Origin of the sequence: Microbispora sp. H10885 (assembly GCF_014161415.1) — a bacterium.
GTDB lineage: Bacteria > Actinomycetota > Actinomycetes > Streptosporangiales > Streptosporangiaceae > Microbispora > Microbispora triticiradicis.
This window is the reverse complement of the sequence record NZ_JABBWY010000002.1, coordinates 76404-100705: the sequence shown is the minus strand read 5'-3', so window position 1 is coordinate 100705 and position 24302 is coordinate 76404. Positions and strand designations below refer to the sequence as shown.

19 protein-coding genes are annotated in these 24302 nt (G+C 73.9%); 13 read left to right on the top strand and 6 right to left on the bottom strand.

Annotation, left to right across the window (positions count from 1 at the left end):
- The first annotated feature begins 56 nt into the window (after window positions 1-56).
- A complete protein-coding gene (locus tag HHX37_RS05520; RefSeq protein WP_182884726.1) occupies window positions 57-1130 on the top strand; it encodes an alkene reductase in 1074 nt (357 codons plus the stop codon).
- A 164-nt stretch (window positions 1131-1294) separates the two neighbouring features.
- Here the strand turns inward: HHX37_RS05520 and HHX37_RS05515 are convergent, their stop codons facing one another.
- Window positions 1295-3580 carry a glycoside hydrolase family 9 protein gene (locus tag HHX37_RS05515; RefSeq protein ID WP_182884725.1) on the bottom strand — a complete coding sequence of 762 codons (2286 nt, stop codon included), beginning with the start codon at window positions 3578-3580 and terminating at the stop codon, window positions 1295-1297.
- A 169-nt stretch (window positions 3581-3749) separates the two neighbouring features.
- On the opposite strand from HHX37_RS05515, the gene HHX37_RS05510 reads away from it, so the two are divergent.
- The 4 genes from HHX37_RS05510 (at window position 3750) to HHX37_RS05495 (ending at window position 9036) form a co-directional block, all read left to right on the top strand.
- The gene (locus HHX37_RS05510) at window positions 3750-4790 is read left to right on the top strand and encodes a LacI family DNA-binding transcriptional regulator (RefSeq protein ID WP_208758875.1); all 1041 of its coding nucleotides are present in this window, start codon (window positions 3750-3752) and stop codon (window positions 4788-4790) included.
- 126 nt (window positions 4791-4916) lie between these two features.
- Entirely contained in the window at window positions 4917-5963 is a 1047-nt protein-coding gene (locus HHX37_RS05505; RefSeq protein WP_182884724.1) for a carotenoid biosynthesis protein, read from the top strand.
- Window positions 5924-7552, top strand: a complete 1629-nt coding sequence (locus tag HHX37_RS05500; protein WP_182884723.1) for a phytoene desaturase family protein — start codon at window positions 5924-5926, stop codon at window positions 7550-7552. The genes HHX37_RS05505 and HHX37_RS05500 overlap by 40 nt, the downstream gene beginning before the upstream one ends.
- Window positions 7549-9036 (top strand): glycosyltransferase family 2 protein, encoded by a 1488-nt coding sequence (locus tag HHX37_RS05495; RefSeq protein WP_310740271.1) that lies wholly within the window; start codon window positions 7549-7551, stop codon window positions 9034-9036. The genes HHX37_RS05500 and HHX37_RS05495 overlap by 4 nt, the downstream gene beginning before the upstream one ends.
- On the opposite strand, the gene HHX37_RS05490 is transcribed toward HHX37_RS05495, so the two are convergent.
- Window positions 8987-9589, bottom strand: coding sequence for a glycerol-3-phosphate acyltransferase (locus HHX37_RS05490; protein ID WP_310740270.1), 603 nt, complete (start codon window positions 9587-9589; stop codon window positions 8987-8989). The genes HHX37_RS05495 and HHX37_RS05490 overlap by 50 nt on opposite strands.
- Between HHX37_RS05490 and HHX37_RS36275 the strand changes: the two genes are divergently transcribed.
- On the top strand, window positions 9558-10541 hold the full coding sequence (locus tag HHX37_RS36275) for a hypothetical protein (protein ID WP_259406247.1): 984 nt from the start codon (window positions 9558-9560) through the stop codon (window positions 10539-10541). The genes HHX37_RS05490 and HHX37_RS36275 overlap by 32 nt on opposite strands.
- Before the next feature lie 58 nt (window positions 10542-10599).
- Here HHX37_RS36275 and HHX37_RS05480 read toward each other — a convergent pair whose 3' ends face one another.
- The 3 genes from HHX37_RS05480 to HHX37_RS05470 are packed head-to-tail and all read right to left on the bottom strand — an operon-like array spanning window position 10600 to window position 14127.
- The gene (locus HHX37_RS05480) at window positions 10600-11682 is read right to left on the bottom strand and encodes a phosphate acyltransferase (RefSeq protein WP_182884721.1); all 1083 of its coding nucleotides are present in this window, start codon (window positions 11680-11682) and stop codon (window positions 10600-10602) included.
- A gap of 1 nt (window position 11683) precedes the next feature.
- Window positions 11684-12604, bottom strand: coding sequence for a phytoene/squalene synthase family protein (locus HHX37_RS05475; RefSeq protein WP_182880317.1), 921 nt, complete (start codon window positions 12602-12604; stop codon window positions 11684-11686).
- Window positions 12601-14127, bottom strand: a complete 1527-nt coding sequence (locus tag HHX37_RS05470) for a phytoene desaturase family protein (protein WP_182884720.1) — start codon at window positions 14125-14127, stop codon at window positions 12601-12603. Before HHX37_RS05470 ends, HHX37_RS05475 begins: the two co-directional genes overlap by 4 nt.
- Window positions 14128-14474: 347 nt before the next feature.
- Between HHX37_RS05470 and HHX37_RS05465 the strand changes: the two genes are divergently transcribed.
- The 4 genes from HHX37_RS05465 (at window position 14475) to HHX37_RS05450 (ending at window position 17686) form a co-directional block, all read left to right on the top strand.
- Window positions 14475-15530: a MerR family transcriptional regulator gene (locus HHX37_RS05465; RefSeq protein ID WP_182884719.1), complete on the top strand. Its 1056-nt coding sequence runs from the start codon at window positions 14475-14477 to the stop codon at window positions 15528-15530.
- Window positions 15531-15642: 112 nt separating this feature from the next.
- Window positions 15643-16161 (top strand): RNA polymerase sigma factor, encoded by a 519-nt coding sequence (locus tag HHX37_RS05460; protein WP_182876873.1) that lies wholly within the window; start codon window positions 15643-15645, stop codon window positions 16159-16161.
- Window positions 16158-17150, top strand: a complete 993-nt coding sequence (locus HHX37_RS05455; protein WP_310740269.1) for a DUF523 and DUF1722 domain-containing protein — start codon at window positions 16158-16160, stop codon at window positions 17148-17150. Before HHX37_RS05460 ends, HHX37_RS05455 begins: the two co-directional genes overlap by 4 nt.
- 56 nt (window positions 17151-17206) lie before the next feature.
- Window positions 17207-17686: a TspO/MBR family protein gene (locus HHX37_RS05450; protein ID WP_138460203.1), complete on the top strand. Its 480-nt coding sequence runs from the start codon at window positions 17207-17209 to the stop codon at window positions 17684-17686.
- Window positions 17687-17779: 93 nt separating this feature from the next.
- Here the strand turns inward: HHX37_RS05450 and HHX37_RS05445 are convergent, their stop codons facing one another.
- Window positions 17780-18289 carry a MarR family winged helix-turn-helix transcriptional regulator gene (locus HHX37_RS05445; RefSeq protein ID WP_111700313.1) on the bottom strand — a complete coding sequence of 170 codons (510 nt, stop codon included), beginning with the start codon at window positions 18287-18289 and terminating at the stop codon, window positions 17780-17782.
- An 84-nt stretch (window positions 18290-18373) separates the two neighbouring features.
- On the opposite strand from HHX37_RS05445, the gene HHX37_RS05440 reads away from it, so the two are divergent.
- From HHX37_RS05440 to HHX37_RS37580, 3 genes are all read left to right on the top strand, one after another.
- On the top strand, window positions 18374-20677 hold the full coding sequence (locus HHX37_RS05440; protein WP_182880320.1) for a phosphoketolase: 2304 nt from the start codon (window positions 18374-18376) through the stop codon (window positions 20675-20677).
- A gap of 69 nt (window positions 20678-20746) precedes the next feature.
- Window positions 20747-21160, top strand: coding sequence for a hypothetical protein (locus HHX37_RS05435; protein WP_182884718.1), 414 nt, complete (start codon window positions 20747-20749; stop codon window positions 21158-21160).
- 23 nt (window positions 21161-21183) lie between these two features.
- A complete protein-coding gene (locus HHX37_RS37580; protein WP_182884717.1) occupies window positions 21184-24291 on the top strand; it encodes a tetratricopeptide repeat protein in 3108 nt (1035 codons plus the stop codon).
- Window positions 24292-24302: the final 11 nt, after the last annotated feature.

Below are 24302 nucleotides of genomic sequence, written 5' to 3'. Positions count from 1 at the left end.
GTCTTGTCCAGCCGGCGGACGTGACCATCCACGGAGAACCTGAAAGGCACGCAGTAATGACGTCCCTGTTCGATCACTACCGTCTCGGCGCGCTGACCCTGCCCAACCGTGTGGTGATGGCCCCGATGACCCGCGTACGCGCGGCCGCGGGCGGCCTGGCGACGCCGTCCATGGCGACCTACTACGCCCAGCGTGCCACCGCCGGGCTCATCGTGACCGAAGGGGTGCAGCCGAGCCTCGTCGGGCAGTCCAATCCGGGCACCCCGGGCCTGTACACCGACGAACAGACCGAGTCCTGGCGGCAGGTCACCGGTGCGGTCCACGCCAACGGCGGTCGTGTCTTCGCCCAGATCATGCACGGGGGCCGCGTCTCCCACCCCGACACCACGGGCATGCGGCCGGTGGCCCCGTCGGCCGTCCCCGCGCCGGGGGAGGTGTTCACCCCGGCAGGGCCCAAGCCGGCGCCCGTGCCGCGGGCGCTGCCCACCGCCGAGGTGCCCGAGCACGCCCGGTCCTACGCCGAAGCCGCCCGCCGGGCTGTCGACGCCGGCTTCGACGGCGTGGAGCTGCACGGCGCGAACGGTTATCTCATCGCGCAGTTTCTCTCCAGCACCGCCAACCTGCGCACCGACGCCTACGGCGGCTCGATCGCCAACCGCATCCGGTTCGCCGTCGAGGCGGTGTCCGCGACCGTCGAGGCAGTGGGCGGCCACCGGACCGGGATCCGCCTCTCACCCGGCGCCGGCTTCTGGGGCGCGGAGGACATGGAGGTTCCCAGCCTGTACGGTGCGCTGCTCGCCGAGCTGGCCCCCTTGGGCCTGGCGTATGTCCACCTCGAGGCCACGGCCGACGAGGAGGTGCTCCTCGGGCTGCGCAAGGCCTGGCCCGGCACGCTCATCGTCAACCCGGTCTTCCCGATGGGCCCCCGGCAGACGGACAGGGCGGCGGCCGACCACTGGCTGGAGCGCGGCGCCGACCTGATCAGCTTCGGCCGCGCCTTCATCGCCAACCCCGACCTCGTGGAGCGGCTGCGCCAGGGGCTGCCGATCGCACCGCACGACGAGTCCACCTGGTACCAGGGCGGCGACACCGGTTACCTCACCTACTCCGCCTACCAGCACGCCGCCTGAAGAACCAGCGCTGTCACGGACCGGCCGGCCGAGGACGCCGGCCGTGTCCTCCGGGCCACCGCTGGTGACCATGGCCCTTGCGGCCACCCGGATGGCCCCGCGCGGGGTTGCCGCGCGGGGCCCGTGCTCGTCAGACGCCGGTGCTCGTCAGACGCCCGTGCTTGTCAGACGGCCGTGCAGGTCACCTGGGACGGATTCGAGTTGGTGCCGTTCCAGGAGCCGTTGAAGCCGAACGTGGTGGAGGCGCCGGCGCCGAGCGCGCCGTTCCAGGACAGGTTCACGGCCTTCACGTCCGATCCGTTCACCGTGTGCGAGGCGTTCCAGAGCTGGGTGATCGTCTGGCCGTTGGGGAAGGTCCAGGCGACCGTCCATCCGCTGGTGGCGATGGCGCCGGTGTTCTTCACGGTGACGGTCGCCCCGAAGCCGCCGGGCCACTGGCTGGTGACGGCGTACGTCGCGGTGCACGCCTTACCCGTGCTCGCCGAAGGTGAGGGCGACGGCGAGGGACTCGGCGAGGGGCTCGGCGAGGGAGAGGGAGACGGGCTCTGTGAGGGGGACGGTGACGGGCTGGGGCTGGGCGATTCCGAGGGGGAAGCCGACGGCGACGGGCTCGCGGAGGCGCCGGCCTTCTCCGCGGTCCAGGCGCTCACCCAGGCCAGCACCGCGTTCCAGTTGATCGCGACCTCGTTGACCGACCAGGCGTTGATGTCGTCCAGGTAGCACTTCTGCGGCTTGCACCCGCCGAGCCTCTCCTGGGCGACCGGGTCCTGCAGCCCGCTGTTGGGGCCGCCGGCCAGCGCGCCGGGCGGCGCGATCGGCAGCGACGAGTCGAGCTGGTGGGCCCAGAACCGGTGGTGGACGTTGCGCGAGGGCTGGTCGCCGTACCCGGTCACGTACGACTGGCCCAGCGGGTTGCGGCCGAACTCGTAGGCCATCGTCTCGAACACCCCGTTGCGGAAGCGTTCCTGCCCGCTGAAGTCGTAGGCGAGCGCGAGCAGCGCGGCGTTGTTGAGGATGAGGTTGTTCGAGCCCCAGATGTAGCCGCCGCCGGACGGGGCGAACGGCACGGGGTAGCCCTGGTTGCGCATCGCGGTGAGCAGGGTGTCACCGTTGCTCACGAAACGGTTGCGCAGTTGCGTCCCGATCGTGGAGGTCAGGCCGTTCGGGACGAGCGCGAGCGTGATGTCGCCGAGCGAGCCGACCTCCGACCACTGGGCGCCCTCGTTGGTGAAGCTCCTGCCGTAGTAGAGGGACGAGCCGGTGAGGGCGTCGCGGTAGGTCTGCTTGCCCGTGGTGACGTACAGCTCGGCGGCCGCCCAGTAGAACTCGTCGGTCACCTTGGTGTCGACGTACGAGCCGCCGCCCTGGTCGTCGTTGCTCGGGGCGATGATGGACGGGTTGGCCTTGGCCGCCGCGTACGCCTTCTCCGCGGCGGTGAGGCAGCGGCTGGAGAAGGCCGAGTCGATGGAGGCCCACACGCGGGCGCACTGCGCGGCCGACGCGGCGAGGTTCAGCGTGGCGGCGGTGGTGGGCGCCGACAACAGCCGGGGCTGGGGGTCCTGGTCGGGCCGCAGCGGCAGGCCGGTCCACGCCTGGTCGTGGATCTTGGCGTGTGCCATGCCCGCCAGCGACCTCCCGTCCGGGACCTGCATCTTCAGCATGAAGTCGATCTCCCAGCGGGCCTCGTCGAGGATGTCGGGCACGCCGTTGCCCCGCTCGGGAATGGCCATGGTGCCGTCGCCGAAGGCCGCGGGGTCGGCGCCGGAGACATACTTGGCCCGCTCGTAGACGTTGACGAGCTGCCACGCCGACATGCCGCCGTTCACCACGTACTTGCCGTGGTCGCCGGCGTCGTACCAGCCGCCGCGGACGTCCAGGCTGTACCCGCAGCTCGTGCGGCAGGGCACGTTGTTGTCGCCCTGGTTGGGGGAGACGTTCAGGTGCCCGGCGGGCCGGGCGTACTGGGCGCCCACGTACTGACCGTTGATCGCGATGCCGCTGCGCTGGTGGTAGAAGAACGCGAGCGCGTCGTACGGCAGCTTCTTCCAGGCGTCCGCGCCGATGTCGAAGGGCCGGCTGGACTCGTTGCCCACGGTGAGCACGAAGTTCGTGCCCGTCCCGGTGTACGAAGAGAAGTCGATCTTGTGAACGCTGTCGCCCGACGGCGAGTCCTGCCCGAAGACGGTCGTGGTTCCGGTCGCCACCACCTGGTCGGAGCCGTTGAGCAGGCTCCACGTCAGCGGGGATGTGGAGGAGTTGACGACGGTCGCCTGCTTGGCCGCGCCCGGCGCGTAGGCGACCTGGTTGACCTTGATGTTCTGTCCGAGCGGCGGCCGCGTGACGGCGTGCACCGGGCTCGTCGCGGTCACGACGGCGACCGACGCCGCGCCGACGGCAAGTGCCAGGGACAGCGCCGCTCGGGGGCGACGCGTCCATCCTGGCTTCTTCATGATTAACACCTCCGGCCTTTATGTTTCGTGACCGCATCATGAGGGGGAGGCGTGGCCGGGGGACATTCCTCAACCGCACGCGTTTCACACCCGCAGGTCATCGGATCGGGCCGGCGAACGATTCTGAATATTTCACGAATGCTTTCGCGGACTCTCTAAACTCTCGCGTGTGACCGGCACAAGCCTTCCCACCGAGCTAGGACCGCGGCGCCGCCAGGAGATCACGGTCGCGCAGATCGCCAGGCTGGCCGGGGTGTCCCCGCCGACCGTGTCCAAGGTGATCAACGGACGCCCCGGCGTGTCGGTCGCCACCCGGCGCCGGATCGAGGAACTGATCCGCGAGCACGGCTGGCAGCGCCGGCCGGAGAGGACCGAGCCCGCGGCCATCATCGAGGTCCTCTTCCAGGCCCTCGACAGCCTGTGGGCGCTGGAGCTCATCCGCGGCGTCAACGAGGTCGCCCAGTCCTACGGCCTGACCGTGGCCGTCACCGACATGCACGGGCACAACTCCCCGCACCGCGAGTGGATCGAGGAGGTCCTGGCCCGGCGCCCCACCGGTGTCATCGCCGTCTCCGCCGAGCTGAGCGACCACGAGTACGCCCAGCTCGCCAGCAGGTCCATCCCGCTCGTCGCGCTCGACCCGCACGGCGAGCCGAGCCATCGCGTCCCCTCGGTCGGCGCGACGAACTGGAACGGCGGCCTGTCGGCCACCCGCCACCTGCTGGAGCTCGGGCACCGCAGGATCGCGATGATCAACGGCCCGGCGGCGCTGATGTGCTGCCGCGCCCGGCTCGACGGCTACCGCGCGGCCATGGAGACCGCGGGCGTGCCCGTCGACCCCCGCTACCTGCGGACAGGTCCGCTCTACGTGGAGACCGGCCGTACCGAGGCGCGAGCGCTGTTCGCCCTCCCCGACCGGCCCACCGCCGTCTTCGCCGGCAACGATCTGCAGGCACTCGGGGTCTACCAGGCGGCCCTGCGGGCCGGGCTGCGCGTGCCCGACGACCTCAGCGTCGTCGGCTTCGACGACCTGCCGCTCGCCCACTGGACGGACCCGCCGATGACCACCGTCCATCAGCCGCTGGCCAAGATGGGCGCCGCCGCCGCGGAACTCGTCATGGCGGTCAGCGCGGGCGACACGTCCGAACACCACCGCATCGAGCTCGCCACCCACCTCGTCGTACGCGGGAGCACCGCCCCACCGGCCTGACCGGCGGCGGGCCGGAGGCGGCCGCCGAGGCGGCGGAGTCCTCGGGTCATCGGCGATCGAGGCGGTGAGGTGAGGTTGTGGCCGCCCGGGGCATCCGGTCGCCGGGGTCCGTTCGAATGACCGTACGTGGAGAGATGGGAGACCGCTGAGAAGCGGGAGGCCGAGGCGGACGGCACGCCCCCCGCACGGCGTGGCGGCCGGCCGCCCTCGCGACGGCCGGGCGGGCCGGACCACGGAGCCGTCGGCGAGCCAGGACACGGAGCGGCCGGCGGGCCGTCGCCCGTGCCGGGAGCGCCGGAGCCGCCGGATGCCTCCCGCCCGACCCTGCGACGGCGGGGCGGGCCCCGTCCGCCACGATGGTGGCTGAACGCCGGCGGCGCCGTGCTGCTCGGCGTCATGGTGGCCGCGCAGATCGCGACCGGCCTGCGGCCCGATGACCTGCGCCTGACCACCGTGGTCGTGGTGCTGGTCGCGGCGAGCGGGCTCGCCTTCGCCTCCGCGGCCACCACGCCGCGCAGGGCGGCGGGCGCGTTCGGGGCGGCGGTGGCGGCGGGCTACGCCGCCGAGTGGATCGGCACGCGGACGGGTCTGCCCTTCGGCGACTACCACTACACCGATGTGCTGTGGCCGCGGCCCGGCGGAGTCCCGCTGATCGTCGCCCTCGCATGGGGCGGCATGGGCCTGGCCGCCCACGCCGTCGCCGCCCGTGCCGTCCCTGGCGGTACCGCCCTTGGCGGCACCGTCTTTGGCGGCACCGTGCCGTACGGCGCGGTGGCCCGGGTCTGCGCCGGGGCCGTCGCGCTCACCGCGTGGGACCTCTTCCTCGATCCCCAGATGCTCCGGCTCGGGCTGTGGGTCTGGGCCGAGCCCGGGCCGTACCGCGGTGTGCCGCTTGGCAACTTCGCCGGATGGCTGCTGGTCTCGCTCCTGGTCATGACGTTGATCGAACGCATCGCGCATCACCCCGCCCCGGCGGCGGCCCCGCGACGGGGTGCCGTGGGCGGGCAGGCGGGGGCGACCGGGCTGGTCGCCCTGTACACGGTGATGGCGGTGATGGAGACCATCGGCTTCGCCGTGGTCTTCCGGCCGCCCGACCCGCTGGTGGCCGCCGCCGGAGGAGTCGCGATGGGCACGTGCGCGCTGCTCGCCTGGAGGGGCACATGGCGGAGGTGATCGTGGTCGGGGGCGGCGTCGGCGGCATGGTGGCCGCCCTGCTGCTCGCGCGGGACGGGCACGACGTGCGGATCCACGAGCGGCTGCCCCGGCTCGGCGGCAAGCTGGCCGAGCACAGGCGCGACGGCTTCACGTTCTCGATCGGGCCCTCGCTGCTCACGCTGCCCGGCCTCTTCCTGGACCTCGGCGTCCCGCTCGACCTGCTCGAACTCGACGAGTTGTGCCGGTACCGCTTCGCGGACGGCTCGGTGCTGTCCACGTACCGTGACCCGGGCCGCACGGCCGGCGAGGTGGACCGGCTCGCGCCGGGCGAGGGCCGCAACTGGCGGGCGTACCACCGCTGGGCCGAGCGGTGCCTGGACGCCGCGATGCGCACCTTCTTCGCGGGACCGCTGACCGGGCCCGTCGTCGAGCCGCCGGCCCCCTGGCGGGACGGCTCCGCGCCCGGACGGCCGGGTGGCGTCTCGTCCGGGATCGGCGCGGCGGCCGGTGGCGTGGGCGGAGACGGCTCGCGGGCCGGTGGCGTGGGAGGCGGCGGGAGGGGCGGGCCGCTCCCGCAGGCCCGCCTGGGGGACCTGTTCGCGGTCGCGCCCGGCCGCACCCTGGACGCGCTGGCGGGCGGATTCTTCCGGGACGCCCGCCTGCGCCAGTACGTGGACCGCTACGCGACCTACGCGGGATCGAATCCCTACCGCGCGCCCGCCGCCCTCGGCTGCGTCCCCGCGATCGAGCACGGCGACGGCGGGTGGTACGTCCGGGGCGGGCTGCCCCGCCTCGCCGACGCGCTGGCGGCGGCGCTCGACAAGGCGGGCGTGGAGGTCCGGACGGAGACCGAGATCACCGAGGTGATCGCGGACGCGGACCGGGTCCGCGGCGTGCGCACGGCAGGAGGCGAGGTGGTACGCGCCGACGTCGTGGTCGTGAACGCCGACGCGGCCTCCCTCTACGGGCGGCTCCTGCCGGACCGCGCGCGGCTGCGCCGGATCGCCGGGCTGGGCCTGTCCTCGTCCGCCTTCCTGATGCTCGCCGCCGTCGAGGGCCGCACGGAGGACATGCCCCACCACTCGATCGTGTTCTCCGGCGACTACCGGCGGGAGTTCGGCGACATCTTCGACCGGCGGCGGCCACCGGAGGACCCCACGGTCTACATCGGCTGCCCGTCCGTGCACGACGCCACGATGGCCCCCGCCGGTGCGGAAAGCTGGAGCATGCTGGTGAACGTCCCAGCCGGCGACCCGGCCCGGTGGCCGATGCCGCCCGAGGCGTACGCGGAACTCGTCCTGGAGCGCCTGGCGAGCCGGGGGCACGACCTGTCCGGGCGGCTGCGCTTCCTCGACCTGCTGACCCCGGCCGACCTCCGGGACCGGTACGGCGCCTGGGGCGGTGCCATCTACGGCGGCGCGTACGGAGGCCCGCTCGCCCCCTTCCGCCGTCCCGGCAACCGGGGGCCCCGGCGCGGCCTCTACCTCGTGGGCGGGTCCGCGCATCCCGGGGGTGGCCTGCCGCTGGTGGCGATGGGCGGGCGCATCGTGGCCGAACTCGTGGCCCGCGACTTCACCCGCTCCGACCGGCGACGGGGAAGGGCGTGACCGTGACGACATGCCGGAGGATAGTTGGGGCCGCCCAGGCGGCCGCCGCCCTGGTGGTGCTGGCGCGGCTCGCCCGCGGACGCCGGCGCCTGCCCCCGCTCCACCCGCCCGCCCTGCCCACGGAACCGGCGAGCCCCGCCGGCCGGGAAGCCGCACGTTCGGCGGCGGCCGACCTCGGCGGCGGCGCGGCGGCAGAGGCCGCCCGCGACGCGACGCCGGGCGGCGGGGCACTGGGCAGCAAGCCCCAGACTGGCGGGACCCGGAGTGGCGGGATGCCGGGCGGCGGGGGTCCGGCGATATCCGTGGTGATCCCGGCGAGGAACGAGGAGCACCGCCTCGGGCCCTGCCTGCGCGCGGTGCCGGCCGATCCGGCCGTCACCGAGGTGATCGTGGTGGACGACGAGTCCTCGGACGGCACGGCCCGCCTCGCCGCCGCGCTCGGCGCCCGCGTGGTGCCGGGCCGGCCGCTGCCGGACGGCTGGGTGGGCAAGCAGTGGGCGCTGCACCAGGGGCTGCGGGAGGCGAGCGGCGAGATCGTGGTGACCCTCGACGCCGACACGCGGCCCCGGCCCGGCCTGTTCGCGGCCCTGGCCGCCGCACTGGACGACCACGATCTGGTCAGCGCCGGTCCGCGCTTCGTCTGCGACGGACTCGCCGAGCAGGCGCTGCACGCCTCGTTCCTGGCGACGCTGGTGTACCGGTTCGGCCCGATCGGTCCTCCGGTCCCGCCGCCTCCGCACCGGGTGATGGCCAACGGCCAGTGCCTGGCCTTCCGCCGTGAGGCGATGCTCCGGGCCGACGGCTTCGCCCGGGTCCGGCGGCACATGACCGACGACGTCGCCCTGGCCAGGGCCCTCGCCGCGGACGGCTGGAAGGTCGGCTTCCTCGACGCCCGGGATCTGCTGGAGGTCGACATGCACGAGTCGGCCGCCGGGGTGTGGCGGGAATGGGGACGGTCGCTGCCGCTGGGCGACGTCACCCACCCCGCCTGGCAGGCCGCCGACCTCGCCGTCGTCTGGCTCGCCGCCGCGCTGCCGGTGCTCCGCCTGGCCGCCGGACGGCCGACCCGGCTGGATCTCGGGCTGCTCGCCGTGCGGCTGCTGCTCACCACCGCCCTGCGCCCGGCCTATGCCCGGCCGGGGATGGGGGTGGCGCTGTCGTTGCTGCTCGACCCGGCGGCCGCCGTACGGCTGACGCAGGCGACCCTGCGGCCCGTGCGCACCTGGCGTGACCGCGCCTACCCCACAGCGCCGACGACCGCCCCCGCCACGCAGATCGCCCCCGCGACGCGGACAACAGGCCACGCCACGCGGACCGCCCCGGCGTCCGCCGAGGTCACGAAGCCTCCGGTGCCCGGGCAAGCTCCCCAGGACGCGCGCGTCGCGAAGGGCGCGCACGCTTCGCCGGCTGGAGAGGTCACTCAGGTCATGCCGGTCAGGGGCGGCGGGCGGCCAGCGCCGCCTGCCCGAAGCGGAGACCGATGAGGCACATCAGCGCGCCCGTGGCGGCGACGTGCCCGATCGGCGAGAAGGCCAGTTGCAGCACCGGGATCGCGAACACTCCGGCCCTGGCGCCCAGCGCGAACGACCCGGTGGCCAGCCGCGTCACCGCCAGGACGGCGAGCGCGAGCACGAACGCGGGCGGGCAGATCACGGCCATCCCCCCGGCGAAGGTCAGCACCGACCGCCCGCCGCGGAACCCGGCGAACACCGGCCACGCGTGGCCGAGCATCGCCGCTCCCACCGCGAGGTACGCGGCGGAGACGCTCGGGCCGGTGACCACTCCCAGCGCCGTCGTGTGGGCGCCCCCCGCCACCAGGCCGAGCAGCCCGGCGGCCACGCCCTTCGCCATGTCGCCGGCGAAGACGGGCGCCGCCGCCCGCGCGCCGAGCCGTTCGCGCACGTTCCAGAAGCCGGGGTTGCGGTCGCCCTCCTCCCGGGGATCGACGCCGCGCCGCCCGGCGACCAGCACCGCAACCGGGATCGAGCCGAGAAGGTAGCCGCCGATGACCGCGACGAGCAGCGGGAGCGTCGTCACATTCCACCTCCACAGGTACGCGGATCGGGGGGCGATGCGCCACATGGCCTTCGACCGTCCGGTGCTGCGCCGGACCCCTGGACTGCTGTTCTGGCGGCTGCTCGGCACGGGCCGGGGACCGTCCACGACGCTCGGCGCCGACCTGCGCCGCTGGGCGCTGCTGGCCGTGTGGCGGGACGAGCGGGCGCTGGAGGAGTTCCTGGAGTGCTCGCCGATCCCGGCGCGCTGGCGGCGCGAGGCCGTCGAGACCTGGCACGTACGGCTCGCGCCGATCTCCTCTCGCGGCCGCTGGAACGGCGTCGAGCCGTTCATCCCCGCATCCTTCGCTCCAGCGCCCTTCACTCCTGCGCCCCTCACTCCTCGGACCGGGCAGCACCCGATCCAGGGCATGACGCCTCCGGGCCTGGAGCATCTCGCCCAAGGGGCAGGGCTTTCGGGCGCGGAACGTCTCGCACAGGGGCGGGAGCCCTCGGGCCTGGAGCGCCTTGCCGCTCGGGAAAGGGCGTCCTCGCCGGCGGCGTCTCCGGGCGAGCGGGCGGGTGGCGGACCGGTGGCGGTGCTGACCCGGGCGTCGATCCGGCCGTCGCGGCTCCTGGCGTTCTATCGGTCCGTCCCCTCCGTCGACCGGCTCCTGCGGGCGCAGGAGGGCTGCCTCGCCTCGGTCGGGCTGGGGGAGTGGCCGCTGGCGCGGCAGGCGACCTTCTCCCTGTGGCGTGACGCCGCCGCCGTACGTGCGTTCGCCTACGCGGGCCGTGCGCACCGCGAGGTGATCGAGCGTGTCCGCGCGCACGACTGGTACTCCGAGGAGCTGTTCGCCCGGTTCGTGCCGTACGCGAGCACGGGCACCTGGGACGGGACCGACCCCCTCGCCGATTCCGTCGCCGCCCTCCTCGCCGGCCCCCAGGCCGACCCGGGCGCCGGTCGCCCGCCGGGCGCGGCGCCAGGGTCGTGACGGTCTCACCCCCGTGTCACCACGGGTCACGACCGTCTCACGCCGTCTCACCGCTGTCTCAACGGGCGGGGCGGACGGCGAGACGATCACCGAGGCGGGCTACGACCTCGCCCTGGGCCAGATCGTGGGCCACGACGCAGGCTCGCGCGATGGTCGAGGCCCGTGAGGAGCCGTGGGCCACCACGACGGTGCCGGTCAGGCCCAGCAGCGCCGCGCCGCCGTGTGTCTCCGGGTCGTAGCGACCGGCCACCCGCCGCAGCGCCTCGGGACCGGCCACGTCCTGGGCGCCGACCCCCGTGCCGCCCACAGCGCCGGCTCTCGCGCCGGCTCCCGCGCCGGCCACAGTGCCGGCCACAGTGCCGGCCCCCGCGCCGACCTCTGTGGCCAGCAGGGCGAGTGTGGCCCGGACGGTGCCCTCGACGTTCTTCAGCACGACGTTGCCGGTGAAGCCGTCGGTCACGATCACGTCGGCCAGCCCGGTGAGCACGTCGCCGCCCTCGACCGGGCCGTGGAAGCGCAGCGGCAGGTCGCGCAGCAGGGTCTCGGCCCGGCGGGTCAGCCGGTTCCCCTTGCCGGGCTCGGCGCCGATCGACAGCAGCCCCACGCGGGGCTCCGCCACGCCCAGCACGAGCTGCGCGTACGACGCTCCGAGCAGGGCGAACTGGGCGAGCATCTCGGGAGTGGGGTCCACGGTGGCGCCGGCGTCGATCAGCACGGTGGCCCCGCCCGCCGTCGTCGGCAGCGCCACGGCCAGCGCGGGGCGCAGTACGGCGGGCGCGGGGCCCAGCCGGTCGGTCGCGCAGGCGGCGACGGCTCCCGTGGACCCGGCCGACACGAAGGCCGCGCCGGTTCCGTCCCGGACGAGGCCGAGCCCGACGGCCAGGCTGGAGTGGGCCATGCGGACCGCCCCCGCGCCGCGCTCGGTCATCGGGACGACGTCGTCGGCGTGCGCCACGTCGATCTCGCCGACCGCCCCGAGCCGGGCCAGTTCCGCGCGCACGACGCCCGCCCGGCCGGCGAGGACGACCGGCACGCCGTGCTCCCGCCGGGCCTGGACCGCCCCCCGGACGATCTCGGCGGGTCCGTGGTCTCCGCCCATGGCGTCCACCACGACCGGCGAGGCGTTCGGCACGTCCCGCATGTCAGGCCACCCCCACCCGGCGCTCGGCCTGCGCGGCGGCGCGGGCCGCGAGCAGGTTCCGGGTGAAGATCGCGAGCCTCCGCCCGCGCGGCACCGTGGCCCGCCTCGCCAGCACGTCGTGACCGGCCGCCGCGATCTCGTCCAGGATCCCGCCGTACAGCTCGTACGCCGCGCGGATGCAGGGCCGCGACGACGGCGCGAGCAGCGCGATCCCCTCCCACGCCCGGCGGTAGTGGTCGCGGGCGCGTTCGCAGTTCAGGGCCACGAGGTCGCGTACGGCCGGGGTGGCGTGCGGCGCGGCGAGGTCGGCCGGGGTCACGCCGAACTTGTCGAGGTCGGCCAGCGGCAGGTAGATCCGGCCACGCGCGAGGTCCTCGCGCACGTCGCGGATGAAGTTGGTGAGCTGGAACCCCAGTCCGAGCTGCCGCGCGGGCTCGCGGGCCCGCTCGTCCTCCCCGGGCAGGGGCTCCAGCACGGGCAGCATCATCGTCCCGATGGCCGCCGCCGAGCCCTCCATGTAACCCAGCAGGTCGTCGTACGTCGCGTACCTGCCCACGGACAGGTCGGCCCGCATGGACGCCAGGAACGCCCCCACGTCGGCGTGGTCGATCCCGAAAGCCCTGACCGTGTGCGCGAAGGCGGGCAGCACCGGGTCGCGGACCGGCTCCCCGCCCAGCGCGGCGGTCAGCCGAGAGGCCAGCCGCTCCAGCGCCTGGGACCGGTCGCCGCTCATCCCGAAGGAGTCGACGATCTCGTCGGCGTAGCGGGCGAAGCCGTACAACGCATGGACGTGCGGCCGTTTCCAGGAGGGCAGCAGCCGGGTGGCCAGGTAGTAGGAGCGGCCGTAGCGGGCGTGCAGCCTGCGGCACCGCTCATAGGCCGCCGTCAGCGTGGCGGACGACGGAGGGGACGACGTTCTCATGGAGTGCTCTCCAGGATGCGTTCGGCGGCCAGGCGGCCGGAGATCAGCACGGGCGGCACCCCGACGCCGGGGGCCGTGTACATACCCGCGAAGTGGAGGCCGGGGACCCGCCGGGCCGCGCCGGACGGCCGGAACCAGGCCGTCTGGGTGAAACGGGCGTCGAGGGCGAACGGCGTGCCAGCGGAGTGGCCGCGCCGCCGCCAGGCGGGGGGATCGAACACGAGCCGGGGCGCCCCGGACAGGTCGCCGTACCCGAGGCCGGAGAGCCGGTCGAGCATGCGGTCCACCAGACGGGGGGTGAGGGCGGCCCAGTCCGCGCCGCCCTCCAGGTTCGCGGTGGGCTCCAGCACGCTCAGCACGGCGCGGCCCGCGCCGCCGGGCCCGTGATTGTCGGGCTTATGGTCGTCGGGCCCGTGGTCGTGTGGCCCGTGGTGGTCGAAAGGACAGGTCACCAGCAGGCTCGGGTCGGGCTGCGGGCGGCCGGCCTCCAGCGCCCCGAAGGTCGCCCGCCATTCCCGCCCGAAGTGCAGGGTGTGGTGGGCCTGGCCGTCCGGCCGCCGGTCGAGGGCGAAGTGCGCCACCAGGCACGAAGGGGAGAACCGGGGACGGCGCAGCCGCCAGTCGGCCGCCTCCTCCGGCAGCAGGCCGTCGCCGCGGGCGCCGTGGGCCCGGACGAGGTCGCAGGCCACCACCGCGTGCCGGGCCGCGAGCCGCTCGCCCGTGTCGAGCCGTACGGCCGTCACCCCGGCGCCGTCGGTCTCGATCCGGGTGGCCCGCACGCCGTACCGGAGGACCGCCCCGGCCTTCTCCGCGGCGGCGGCCATGGCCCGGGGGACGGCGTGCATGCCGCCCTCGCGGGGAAAGTAAACCCCGCCGACGGTGTCCATGTGGGCGATCACCGCGTACACGCCGAGCGCGCGCTGCGGCGACCTGCCGACGTACAGCGACTGGAACGTGTGCGCCCTGATCAGCCGCTCGTCGGTGAGGTGGCTCCGCACGAGGCGGTCCAGCCGGCGGAAGCCGCCGAGCGCGGTCAGCCGGGCCAGCGCGTACGGCCGGGCCAGCGCGCGCAGCCGGGTCATGTCCCGGTCGATGAACGCGTCCCACTCGGCCTCGAACATCTCGCCGAGCAGCCGGCGGAACCGGCGGTAACGGGCGGCCTCCGCGGGCCCGCACAGCTCCCGCACCTGGTCCTCCATGGCGTCCGCGCCCGCGACCACGTCGAGCCGCGACCCGTCGTGGAAGGTCAGCCGGTAGTACGGGTCGAGCCGGCGCAGCGGCAGCCAGCGCTCCATGTCCTGCCCGGCCGCGGCGAAGGCGTCGGCCAGCACCCCCGGCATGGTCAGCACGGAGGGGCCGGTGTCGACGCGGTGCTCACCCAGGGCGGCCGTGCCGCAGCAGCCGCCCGGTGCGTCGGAGGCCTCGACCACCGTCACCTCACGGCCGGCTCCGGCGAGGCGCATGGCGGCGGCCAGGCCGCCGAGGCCCGCGCCGACGACCACGACCGGCCCGCCCGCGGTCACCAGACGGTCCTGCGGGTCGTCGTCATGCGCGGTGCTCCTTCGGTCGGTGGTGGGCGGACGCTTCGGTGATCGGCGGCCGGTTCCGTGATCGGCGGTGCCGTCAGTAGAGTTTTCGCGCCCTCCCGCTCCGGCGGTTGCATCCGCGCGGTTGCATCCGTACGGGGCCTCCCGGCCGAAACAAGGCGAGGGGCGGCCGGAACGACGTGGTGGCCGGAGGACGGGAGCGGCGGGACGGCAGGGGCCCGAGCCACGACGGGCAACGGGAAACGGCGGCCGTGAGCGGAAGCGCGGGCCGGAAGCAGCGGCTGGAAGCACTCGGAAGCAGCGGACGGACACGGGGTGAGCGGGTGCGGCGTGAGGGGCAGCCGGAGACGGGCGGCGACGCAGTCTCCGAGGAGGAGCCGGGGTACGGCATCGGAGCCGTGGCCCGGCGGCTCGGCGTGCCCGCGTCCACGCTGCGCACCTGGAACCTCAGATACGGCATCGGCCCGAGCAGGCGCAGCCCCGGCGGACACCGTCGCTACGACGAGGCGGACCTGCGCCGCCTCCAGGAGATGAACCGGCTGGTCCGGTCGGGGATGCCGCCGGCCGACGCCGCCAGGCTGGCGCTGCGGCAGCGCCAGCCTGGCGGCGGGGAGCGGAGCACCGGGGACGCGGGAGCCGGTGAGCAGGCGGCGCCCCCAGCGGGCATGGCATCGGGGCGCCCGGCGCGCCGCGACGCGGGCCGCCTCGCGGGCCCCGCCGCGCCTCCCGAGGCCGCGCGTGAGGCCGCGCCCGAATCGCCGGCCGCGGAACCCGGCCTGCTGTCCGCGGCCATGCTGGCCCGCGCCGTGGCGGCGATGGACGCCCCGGCCGTGAGCGTGGCACTGGACGCGGCGCTGGCCGCGCACGGCGTGCTGTGGACGTGGGAGCGGCTCGTGCTGCCGGTGTTCGCGGCGATCAGCCGCAGGCAGTGGGAGACCGGAGCCGGGATCGACATCGAGCACCTGTTCTCCAACCGGCTCCAGGCCGCCCTGGTGCGGTTCTCCGCGCACGCGCCCGCGCCCGTCCACCCCCGGCCGGTCCTGCTGGCCGCCGCCGAGGAGGAGCAGCACACCCTGGCGATCCAGGCGCTCGCCGCCGCGCTCGCCGGGCTCGCGGTGGAGACCCGGGTGCTGGGGGCCCGCACGCCGTACTCCGCGCTGGCGGACGCCATGCGCCGGGTCGGCCCGGCGGCGGTGTTCGTCTGGTCGCAGACCCCCGCGACCGGCGAGCCGGCCCCGCTCGGCGGCCTGCCGGGGCTCCGCCCCGCGTGCCGGGTCATCGCCGGTGGCCCGGGGTGGGGCGAGGGCATGCCTACGGAAGTCGTTCGGGTGACTACGTTTCGTGACGCCATCTCGGCGGTAATGACCACTCTGCGGTGATTCGCCCTCTTTGGCGCACTCTTGACCTGGGGTTCGGCTGATTTTGTTGCCATGATGACGCGCGGAGGGCTATGAATAGGTTTTGAATAAGTTCTTGGGGCATGGGGGGACCATGGAGACGACGCTGGAGTTCCGCCTCGCCGCGGGTGACACGGGCGCCCTGGGGGAGTGCTACCGAGAGCACTCCCCGGCCGTGCGCTCCTACCTGCGCAAACTTGTGCCGCCGCAGGATGTGGAAGACGTCCTCCAGGTCGTCTTCACGGAGGTCTGGCGGTTCCGGCACCGCTTCGACCCGGGCCGGAGCCTGCCGGCCTGGCTGTTCGGGATCGCCCACAACCGCGCCGTCGACCACCTGCGGGCGCGCACGCCGACGACGGTGCCGCTGGAGGCGGTCCCCGACCCGGCGGGACACGACGGGCGGCAGGACGGCGACGAACTCGCCGACCGCGACCGGGTGCTCCGGGCGCTGGCCGCGCTGCCGCAGGTGCAGCGCCAGGCGATCGAGCTGGCGTACTACGGCGACCTGACCCAGCGCGAGATCGCCGAGCACCTGCGGGTCCCGCTCGGCACCGTCAAGGCTCGCACGGCCCGGGGTCTGCACCGGCTGTCCGCACTGCTGGAGGCGGCGTGAACACGACGGAGAGCACGACGGAGGGCGCGGCGGCGCAGGTCAGGCCGAGGGTGGCGGTGTCGAGCTGCCTGCTGGGCGCTCCCGTGCGGTTCAACGGCGGCCACAGCCGCGACCGGTTCCTCGCCGGCGAGCTGGACGAGTACGTGGACTGGGTGCCGATCTGCCCCGAGATGGAGATCGGCCTCGGCACGCCCCGCGAGACGCTCCGGCTGGAGCGCGGCACGGACGGGCCCCGGCTGATGACCCGGCGGACGCGCCGGGACCTGACCGACGAGATGGCCGGCCTCGCCGCCGAGCGGGCGGCGGAGATCGGCGCCGTCGACGGCTACATTTTCAAGTCGAAGAGCCCGAGCTGCGGGCTCCACGGCGTCCCCGTGTACGGCGGGTCCGCCCCGGGCGCCCCCGGGCGCCGCGGTCCCGGCCTCTTCGCCTCCGCGATCACCGGCGCCCACCCGTCTCTGGTCGTCGAGGACGAGGGCCGGCTGCACGACGCCGTGCTGCGGGAGGCGTTCGTCGAACGGATCTTCGCCGCGGCCCGGCTGCGGGCGCTGCTGTCCGGCGACTGGCGGCCCCGTGACCTGGTCGGCTTCCACGCCCGGCACAAGATGCAGATCCTCGCCCACTCGCCCGCGGCGTACCGGGTGATCGGGCGGCTCGTGGCCGCCGCGGGCGACCTGCCCCGGGAGACGCTGGCCCGCGAGTACGGCTGGGCCTTCCGCACCGCCCTCCTGGTCAGGGCCACGATCGGGCGCCACGTCAACGTGCTGCACCACTTCCTCGGCAGGATCAGCGGGGACCTCGACCCGGTCCGCCGGGCCGACCTCACCGAGGTCATCGAGGCGTACCGGGCGCACCGGGTCGCCCTCGCCGTGCCGCTGGCCCTGCTGCGCCACCACGCGAAGGGCGCCGGAGCCGGCCAGGTCCAGGAGCAGACCTACCTGTCGCCGTACCCGGACGCGTTGCGCCTACGCAACCACGTCCCCGCCTGACGAGGGCATGCGGGGACCGGTGCATACGGCCGGCTGAAAGGGAAGAAAGGCTCCCTATGGGACGCACCTCGAAGAAGACGCTGACCGGCACCGCCCTCGCCGTGACCGCCGCCGCCGTGGCCGGCGGACTCGGCACCGACCCCCGTTCCTCCTGGTACCACCGGCTGCGCAAGCCCTCCTGGCAGCCGCCGCGGCAGGCGTACGGACTGGTGTGGACGCCGCTGTACGCGACGATCGCCTACGCGTCCGCCCGCGCGCTCTCCGTGGGGGACGAGCGCTCCCGGCCGGCCCTGCGCCGGGCGCTCGCTGCGAACCTGGCGCTGAACGCGGCCTGGCCGCCGCTGTTCTTCAAGGCCCGCAACCCGCGTCTCGCGCTCGCCGAACTGGTCGCGCTCAACGCGTCGAACGTCCTGCTCACCCGCCGCTTCCTCCGCCAGGACCGGGCGGCGGGGCTCCTGCTGCTGCCGTACACGGGGTGGACGCTCTTCGCCACGGCGCTCAACGCCTCCATCGCCCGCCGCAACCCCCGGGCCTGACCGGTCCCGATCCGCCTTCCGCCGTGACCCACCGCGAAAGCGGTCAGACCCGCGCGGCCGCAAGACGCCGGCGGACTGGATTTCAGGAGGCCGTCAGGGAGCCGCGGGGTCGAGCTGGCGGGGCCGCTCGTCCTCGCCCGGCGGTTCCTGGGATTCAAAAGCCGTGAGGATCGTGGTGAGGACCTCCCGGAACCTCCGCACCTGGGCCGGGGTGAGGGGGTCGAACAGCACGCGGCGGACCTCCTCCACGTGGCCCGGCGCGGCCTGCACGAGCGCCGCGAAGCCCTCGTCGGTGAGCTCGGCGACGGTCGTGCGCCGGTCCTCGGGCCGCTTGACCCGCCGCACCCAGCCCTTCTCCTCCAGCCGCGAGACGGCGTGGGAGAGGCGGCTGACGGAGTATCGGAGAATGGAGGACAACTCGCTCATCGTCATGGTCCGGCCCGGCGACTCGGAGAGCACCACGAGGATCATGTAATAGGTGTGCGGGATGCCCGAGTCACGCTGCAACTGCCGTTCTAGGGCGTCCTGGAGGAGCTGGCTCGTCCTGATGTAGGCGCGCCAGGTGCGCTGCTCCTCATCGTCGAGCCATCGCGTGCCGGACATGCGCCAAGACTACCGGTCGGTCGGCACAATCTTTGTGGGCCAAAGACCCTGGTTCGATCGTTCCCGTCAGGAAAGTCTCAGGGCATGGACGAAATGGAGCGCATCGACGCCTATTGGCGGGCCGCGAACTACCTGTCCGTCGGGCAGATCTACCTGATGGACAACCCGCTGCTGACCGAGCCGCTGATCGCCGAGCACGTCAAGCCGCGGCTGCTGGGTCACTGGGGCACCACCCCCGGGCTCAACTTCTGCTTCGCCCACCTGAACCGGGTCATCCGGGAACGCGATCAGGAGATGATCTACATCGCCGGTCCCGGGCACGGCGGCCCGGCCGCGGTGGCCCACGCCTGGCTGGAGGGCACCTACACCGAGCGCTATCCCCACGTCACCCGCGACGCGACCGGCATGCGCCGGCTGTTCCGCCAGTTCTCCTTCCCCGGCGGCATCCCCAGCCACGTGGCCCCCGAGACTCCCGGCTCCATCCACGAGGGCGGCGAACTCGGCTACGCCCTGTCCCACGCGTACGGCGCGGCCTTCGACAACCCCCGCCTGGTGGTGGCGTGCGTCGTCGGGGACGGCGAGGCCGAGACCGGCCCGCTGGCCACCGCCTGGCACTCCAACAAGTTCCTCAACCGGGCCGGCGACGGGGTGGTGCTGCCGATCCTGCACCTCAACGGCTACAAGATCGCCAACCCCACCGTGCTGGCCCGCATCCCCGAGCCCGAGCTGCTCAAGCTGTTCGAGGGGTACGGTTACCGCCCCCACGTCGTCTCCGGTGACGAGCCGGCCGAGATGCACGAGCTGATGGCGCGGACCCTGGACACGGTGTTCGACGAGATGGCCGACGGCGGCCCGCTGCCGATGATCGTGCTGCGTACGCCCAAGGGCTGGACCGGCCCCCGGGAGGTGGACGGGCTGCCGGTGGAGGGCACCTGGCGCGCCCACCAGGTGCCGCTGACCGATGTGCGCGACCGCCCCGACCGCCTGGAGGCGCTGCGGGAGTGGATGCTCTCCTACCGGCCCGGGGAGCTGTTCGACGCCGACGGCCGGCCGGTCGAGGCCGTCACGGCCACGGTGCCGGACGGGCCGCTGCGGATGAGCGCGAACCCGCACGCCAACGGCGGTGAGCTGCTGCGCCCCCTCGTGCTGCCCGACTTCCGCGACTACGCCGTGGAGGTCAAGAGCCCGGCCACCGCCTCCAGCGAGCCGACCCGCGTGCTGGGCGGGTTCCTGCGGGACGTGATCGCCGCCAACCCGGAGAACTTCCGGCTCCTCGGCCCGGACGAGACCGCGTCCAACCGGCTGTCGGCGGTGTTCGAGACGACCGGCAAGGAGTGGGAGGCGGCCCTGCTGCCGACGGACGAGAACCTCGGCCCGGCCGGCCGCGTGATGGAGGTGCTCAGCGAGCACCAGTGCCAGGGCTGGCTGGAGGGTTACCTGCTGACCGGCCGCCACGGGCTGTTCAACTGCTACGAGGCGTTCATCCACATCGTCGACGCGATGTTCAACCAGCACGCCAAGTGGCTGGAGTCGTCCCGCAAGATCCCCTGGCGCAGGCCGGTGGCCTCGCTGAACTACCTGCTGTCCTCGCACGTGTGGCGGCAGGACCACAACGGCTTCAGTCACCAGGACCCCGGGTTCCTCGACGTGGTGGTCAACAAGAAGGCCGAGGTGGTGCGGGTGTACCTGCCGCCGGACGCCAACACGCTGCTGTCGACCGCCGACCACTGCCTGCGCTCCCGCGACTACGTCAACGTCGTCGTCGCCGGCAAGCAGCCCGTGCTCGACCTGATGAGCATGGACGAGGCGGCCGTCCACTGCGCCCGCGGGCTGGGCATCCTGGAGTGGGCCTCCACCGACGAGGGCGCCCATCCCGACGTGGTGCTGGCCTGCGCCGGTGACGTGCCGACCTTGGAGACCCTCGCCGCCGCGGCGATGCTGCGCGAGCACCTGCCTGAACTGAAGGTGCGGGTGGTCAACGTGGTCGACCTCATGCGGCTGCAGCCGGCCTCCGAGCACCCGCACGGGCTGCGCGACGTGGAGTTCGACGCGCTGTTCACCACCGACCGGCCGATCATCTTCAACTTCCACGGCTACCCGTGGCTGATCCACCGCCTGACCTACCGGCGTACGGGACACGAGAACCTGCACGTGCGCGGATACAAGGAGGAGGGCACCACCACCACGCCGTTCGACATGGCGATGCTCAACGACATCGACCGCTACCACCTGGTGATGGACGTGATCGACCGGGTGCCCGGCCTGGGCAGCACGGCCGCCCACCTGCGCCAGCGCATGGCCGACGCCCGGCTGCGCGCCCGCGCCCACACCCGCGAGTACGGCGAGGACCCCGCCGAGATCCGCGACTGGACCTGGCCCGCCTCCTGAACCGGGACGCCGGTCTGTATGTCGGGCAATCACCTGACGTGATTCTCATGGGTGGTCGATGATGCCGGTATGCGCGGAGCGGTGCCGGTATGGGGCGGGGCTGGGGTCGCGGTGGCGGCCTTGGCCGGGCTGGGCGTCTACCTGTCCCAGGTGGGGCTGGACAAGGCGGACAAGCTGGCCAGCGTGGCCGGGTTGTTCGTCGGCCTGGCCGGGCTGGGGGTGGCGGTGTACGGGCTGGTCGCCGAGCGGGGAAGCGGCGGTGGCGGTGGTGTGCGGCAGCGGGCCAGCGCCACCGGCCGTGCCCGCGTTTCTCAGGCCGGCCGTGACATCACCGCCGGTCCGGCGCGGTGGCTCGGGGAAGGCGACGATGACGCCGCTGCGGGTGGCGTTGCCGGCGGTGAAGCACGATCGGTGTGGCAGCGGGCCGAGGCCGTCGAGGACGGCCAGGTGGATCAGGCCGGCCGAGACGTCGACGAGCGGTGAGGCCGTCGCGCGGATCACGCAAGGTGATCCAGCAGGCGCAGGCCGCGGGACTGGCCCGGATCTACCAGGCGGCCGGGGACCTGATCGTGTACGGGGGCGAGGAGCCGTACCGATGGGCGCTGTGGCCCGCACCGGCGTCGCCTCCGACGACGGGAGAGGCGCGGGCGCAGCCCAGTGAGCTGCTGCGGGCCTCGCACGCGCTCGTCGCCTTCACCGGCCGCCACGATCTGCTGGAAGAGCTCACGAGCTGGCGGGATACGGCCACCGGGCAGAACGTGGCGGTGCATCTGATCCATGGGCCGGGCGGGCAGGGCAAGACCCGGCTGGCCGGACACGTGGCGGGCCTGTGGCGGCAGCGGGGGTGGGTGGTGCTGGCGGCTCATCACCGGCGTGACCGCTCCACCGCGGCGGAGTTCGAGGTTCCCACCTTCGAGGAGGCGGCCGGGGTGCTGGTGGTGGTGGACTACGCCGAGCGATGGGACACCGCCGACCTGCTCACCCTGTTGCGTGACGCGCATCTGCCCGGGCGGCTGCCGGTGCGGGTGCTGCTGCTGGCCCGCCCGGCCGGCACCTGGTGGGACAGCCTGAGGGGGCGGATGCACCGCGATCTCGGCCTGACGCCGACTCGGCGGGAGCTGGAGCCGCTGGAGCAGGAGACCGGGGTCACCCGTGCGGGGTTGTTCGCCGCGGCCCGTGACCGGTTCGCCGAACTTCTGCAGGTGCCCGGAGCCGCCTTGGTGGCGGTACCGTCCGCGCTGGAGCGGCATGAGGCCTATCGGCTGGTGCTGACCGTGCACATGGCCGCGTTGGCCGCGGTGCTGGCGGCCGAGCGTAAACAGCAACCGCCTGCCGATCCGGTGCTGGTGTCGCAGTTCCTGCTGGCGCGTGAGCGGGATCACTGGGAGGCGATGGCCTCCCCCCGCCGGGAGAGACCCCTGGCCACCTCGCCGGAGGCGATGGGGCAGATCGTCTACACCGCGACGCTGACCGGCCCGCTCGGCTACGACGACGGCAAAGCCGCCCTGGCACGCGCCGACATCGAGTCCACCCAGGCGACCGGGCAACTCCTCAAGGACCACGCGGTGTGCTACCCACCCGCGACAGCTCCCGGCCCGGGGCCGGCCTCACCGGAAGCGGTATCGGCTCCTCACCCGAGCATCACGGTGCTGGAGCCGTTGTACCCCGACCGGCTGGGCGAGGACTTCATCGCCTTGTCCACCCCCGGCCATTCCTGCGACTTTCCCGCCGATCCGTGGGCGGAGGCGGCGCCCGCCCGGCTGCTGGCCCCGCCCGACGGCGCCGGTGACGGGCCGGCTGAGGGCGGGAGCATGCCGACGTGGGCGCGGCATGCGGTGACCACGCTGATCGAGGCCGCTCACCGATGGCCCCACCTGGCGCGGCAGCAGTTGTATCCGCTGCTGGCCGCCGCCCCTGACCTGGCTGTGCACGCCGGTGGCGCCGCTTTGACCAGGCTGGCCGACCTGGACGACATCGATGCCCGGCTGCTGGCGGCCATCGCGGCGAGGCTGCCCGTCCAGCGGCATATCGATCTCGACATCGGGGCTGCCGCGGTGGTTTCCCGTCTGGCCGAAGATGGTCTGGCCGACGTCACCGACCCGGCCGCCCGTGCCCGCCTCCACGAAGCCCTGGCTGTCCGCCTGTCCTATGCGGGGCTGCACACACGCGCGCTGGCCGAAGGCCACCAGGCCGTCGGGCTCTGGCGCAGGCTCGCCGAGCTGAACCCGGCCGCCTACCTGCGCGACCTGGCCGACTCGTTGAACAACTACGCCGTCTTGCTGGCGGAGGTCGGGCGGCGGGCCGAGGCGGTGCCGGTCAGTGAGGAGGCCGTCCGCCTCAACTGCGAGCTGGCCGAGGTCAACCGGGACGCTCACCTGCCCCACCTGGCGATGTCGTTGACCAACCACGCGAACCGGTTGGCGGACGTCGGGCGGCGGGCCGAGGCGGTGGCGGTGAGTCAGGACGCCGTCCGCCTACGGCGGGCGCTGGCCGAGGTCAACCGGGACGCTCACCTGCCCGACCTGGCGATGTCGTTGACCAACCACGCGAACCGGTTGGCGGACGTCGGGCGGCGGGCCGAGGCGGTGCCCCTCAGTGAGGAGGCCGTCCGCCTCCACGGCAAGCTGGCCGAGCTGAACCGGGACGCCTACCTGCCCGACCTGGCCGGCTCATTGCACAACCATGCGATCCGGCTGGCCCAGGTCGGGCGGCGGGCCGAGGCCGTGCCGGTCAGTGAGGAGGCCATCCGCCTACGGCGGGAGCTGGCCGAGCTGAACCGGGACGCTCACCTGCCCGACCTGGCGATGTCGTTGGCCAACCACGCGAACCGGTTGGCGGAGGTCGGGCGGCGGGCTGAGGCGGCGGTGGTCAGTGAGGAGGCCGTCCGCCTACGGCGGGAGCTGGCCGAGCTGAACCGGGACGCCTACCTGCCCGACCTGGCCGGCTCAGTGCACAACCATGCGAACCGGTTGGCGGAGGCCGGGCGGCGGGCCGAGGCGGTGGCGTTCAGTGAGGAGGCCGTCCGCCTACGGCGGGAGCTGGCCGAGCTGAACCGGGACGCCTACCTGCCCGACCTGGCCGGCTCGTCGACCAACTATGCGATCCGACTGGCCCAGGTCGGGCGGCGGGCCGAGGCGGTGCCCCTCAGCGAGGAGGCCGTCCGCCTCTTCGGGGAGCTGGCCGAGGCCAACCGGGACGCCTACCTGCCCGACCTGGCCGGCTCGTTGATCAACCACGCCATCCTGCTGACGGGAGTCGGGCGGCGGGCCGAGGCGGTGTCGGTCAGTGAGGAGGCCGTCGGCCTCTTCGGGGAGCTGGCCGAGGCCAACCGGGACGCCTATATGCCCAGCTACGCGAAAGGCCTTGCGGCCCACGGGAGTGTGCTGATTGAAAACTCCCGGTTCGGTGCCGCCGTCGCCCCGCTGACCAGGGCGTGGCTGGCGTCGCGGGAACTGCCCGAGTACATCGCCCGAGACATCGTCGACGCGGTCGCCGACCTGCTGCGTCGCGCCTATGCGGGAGACGCCGCCGCTGTGGCCGACGAGTTCCGCGTGGTCACCGGCCAGGACGTCCCGACCTGGATGAAGGAACCACCCTCCGCCACCGAAGGCTGACGAGAGCGACC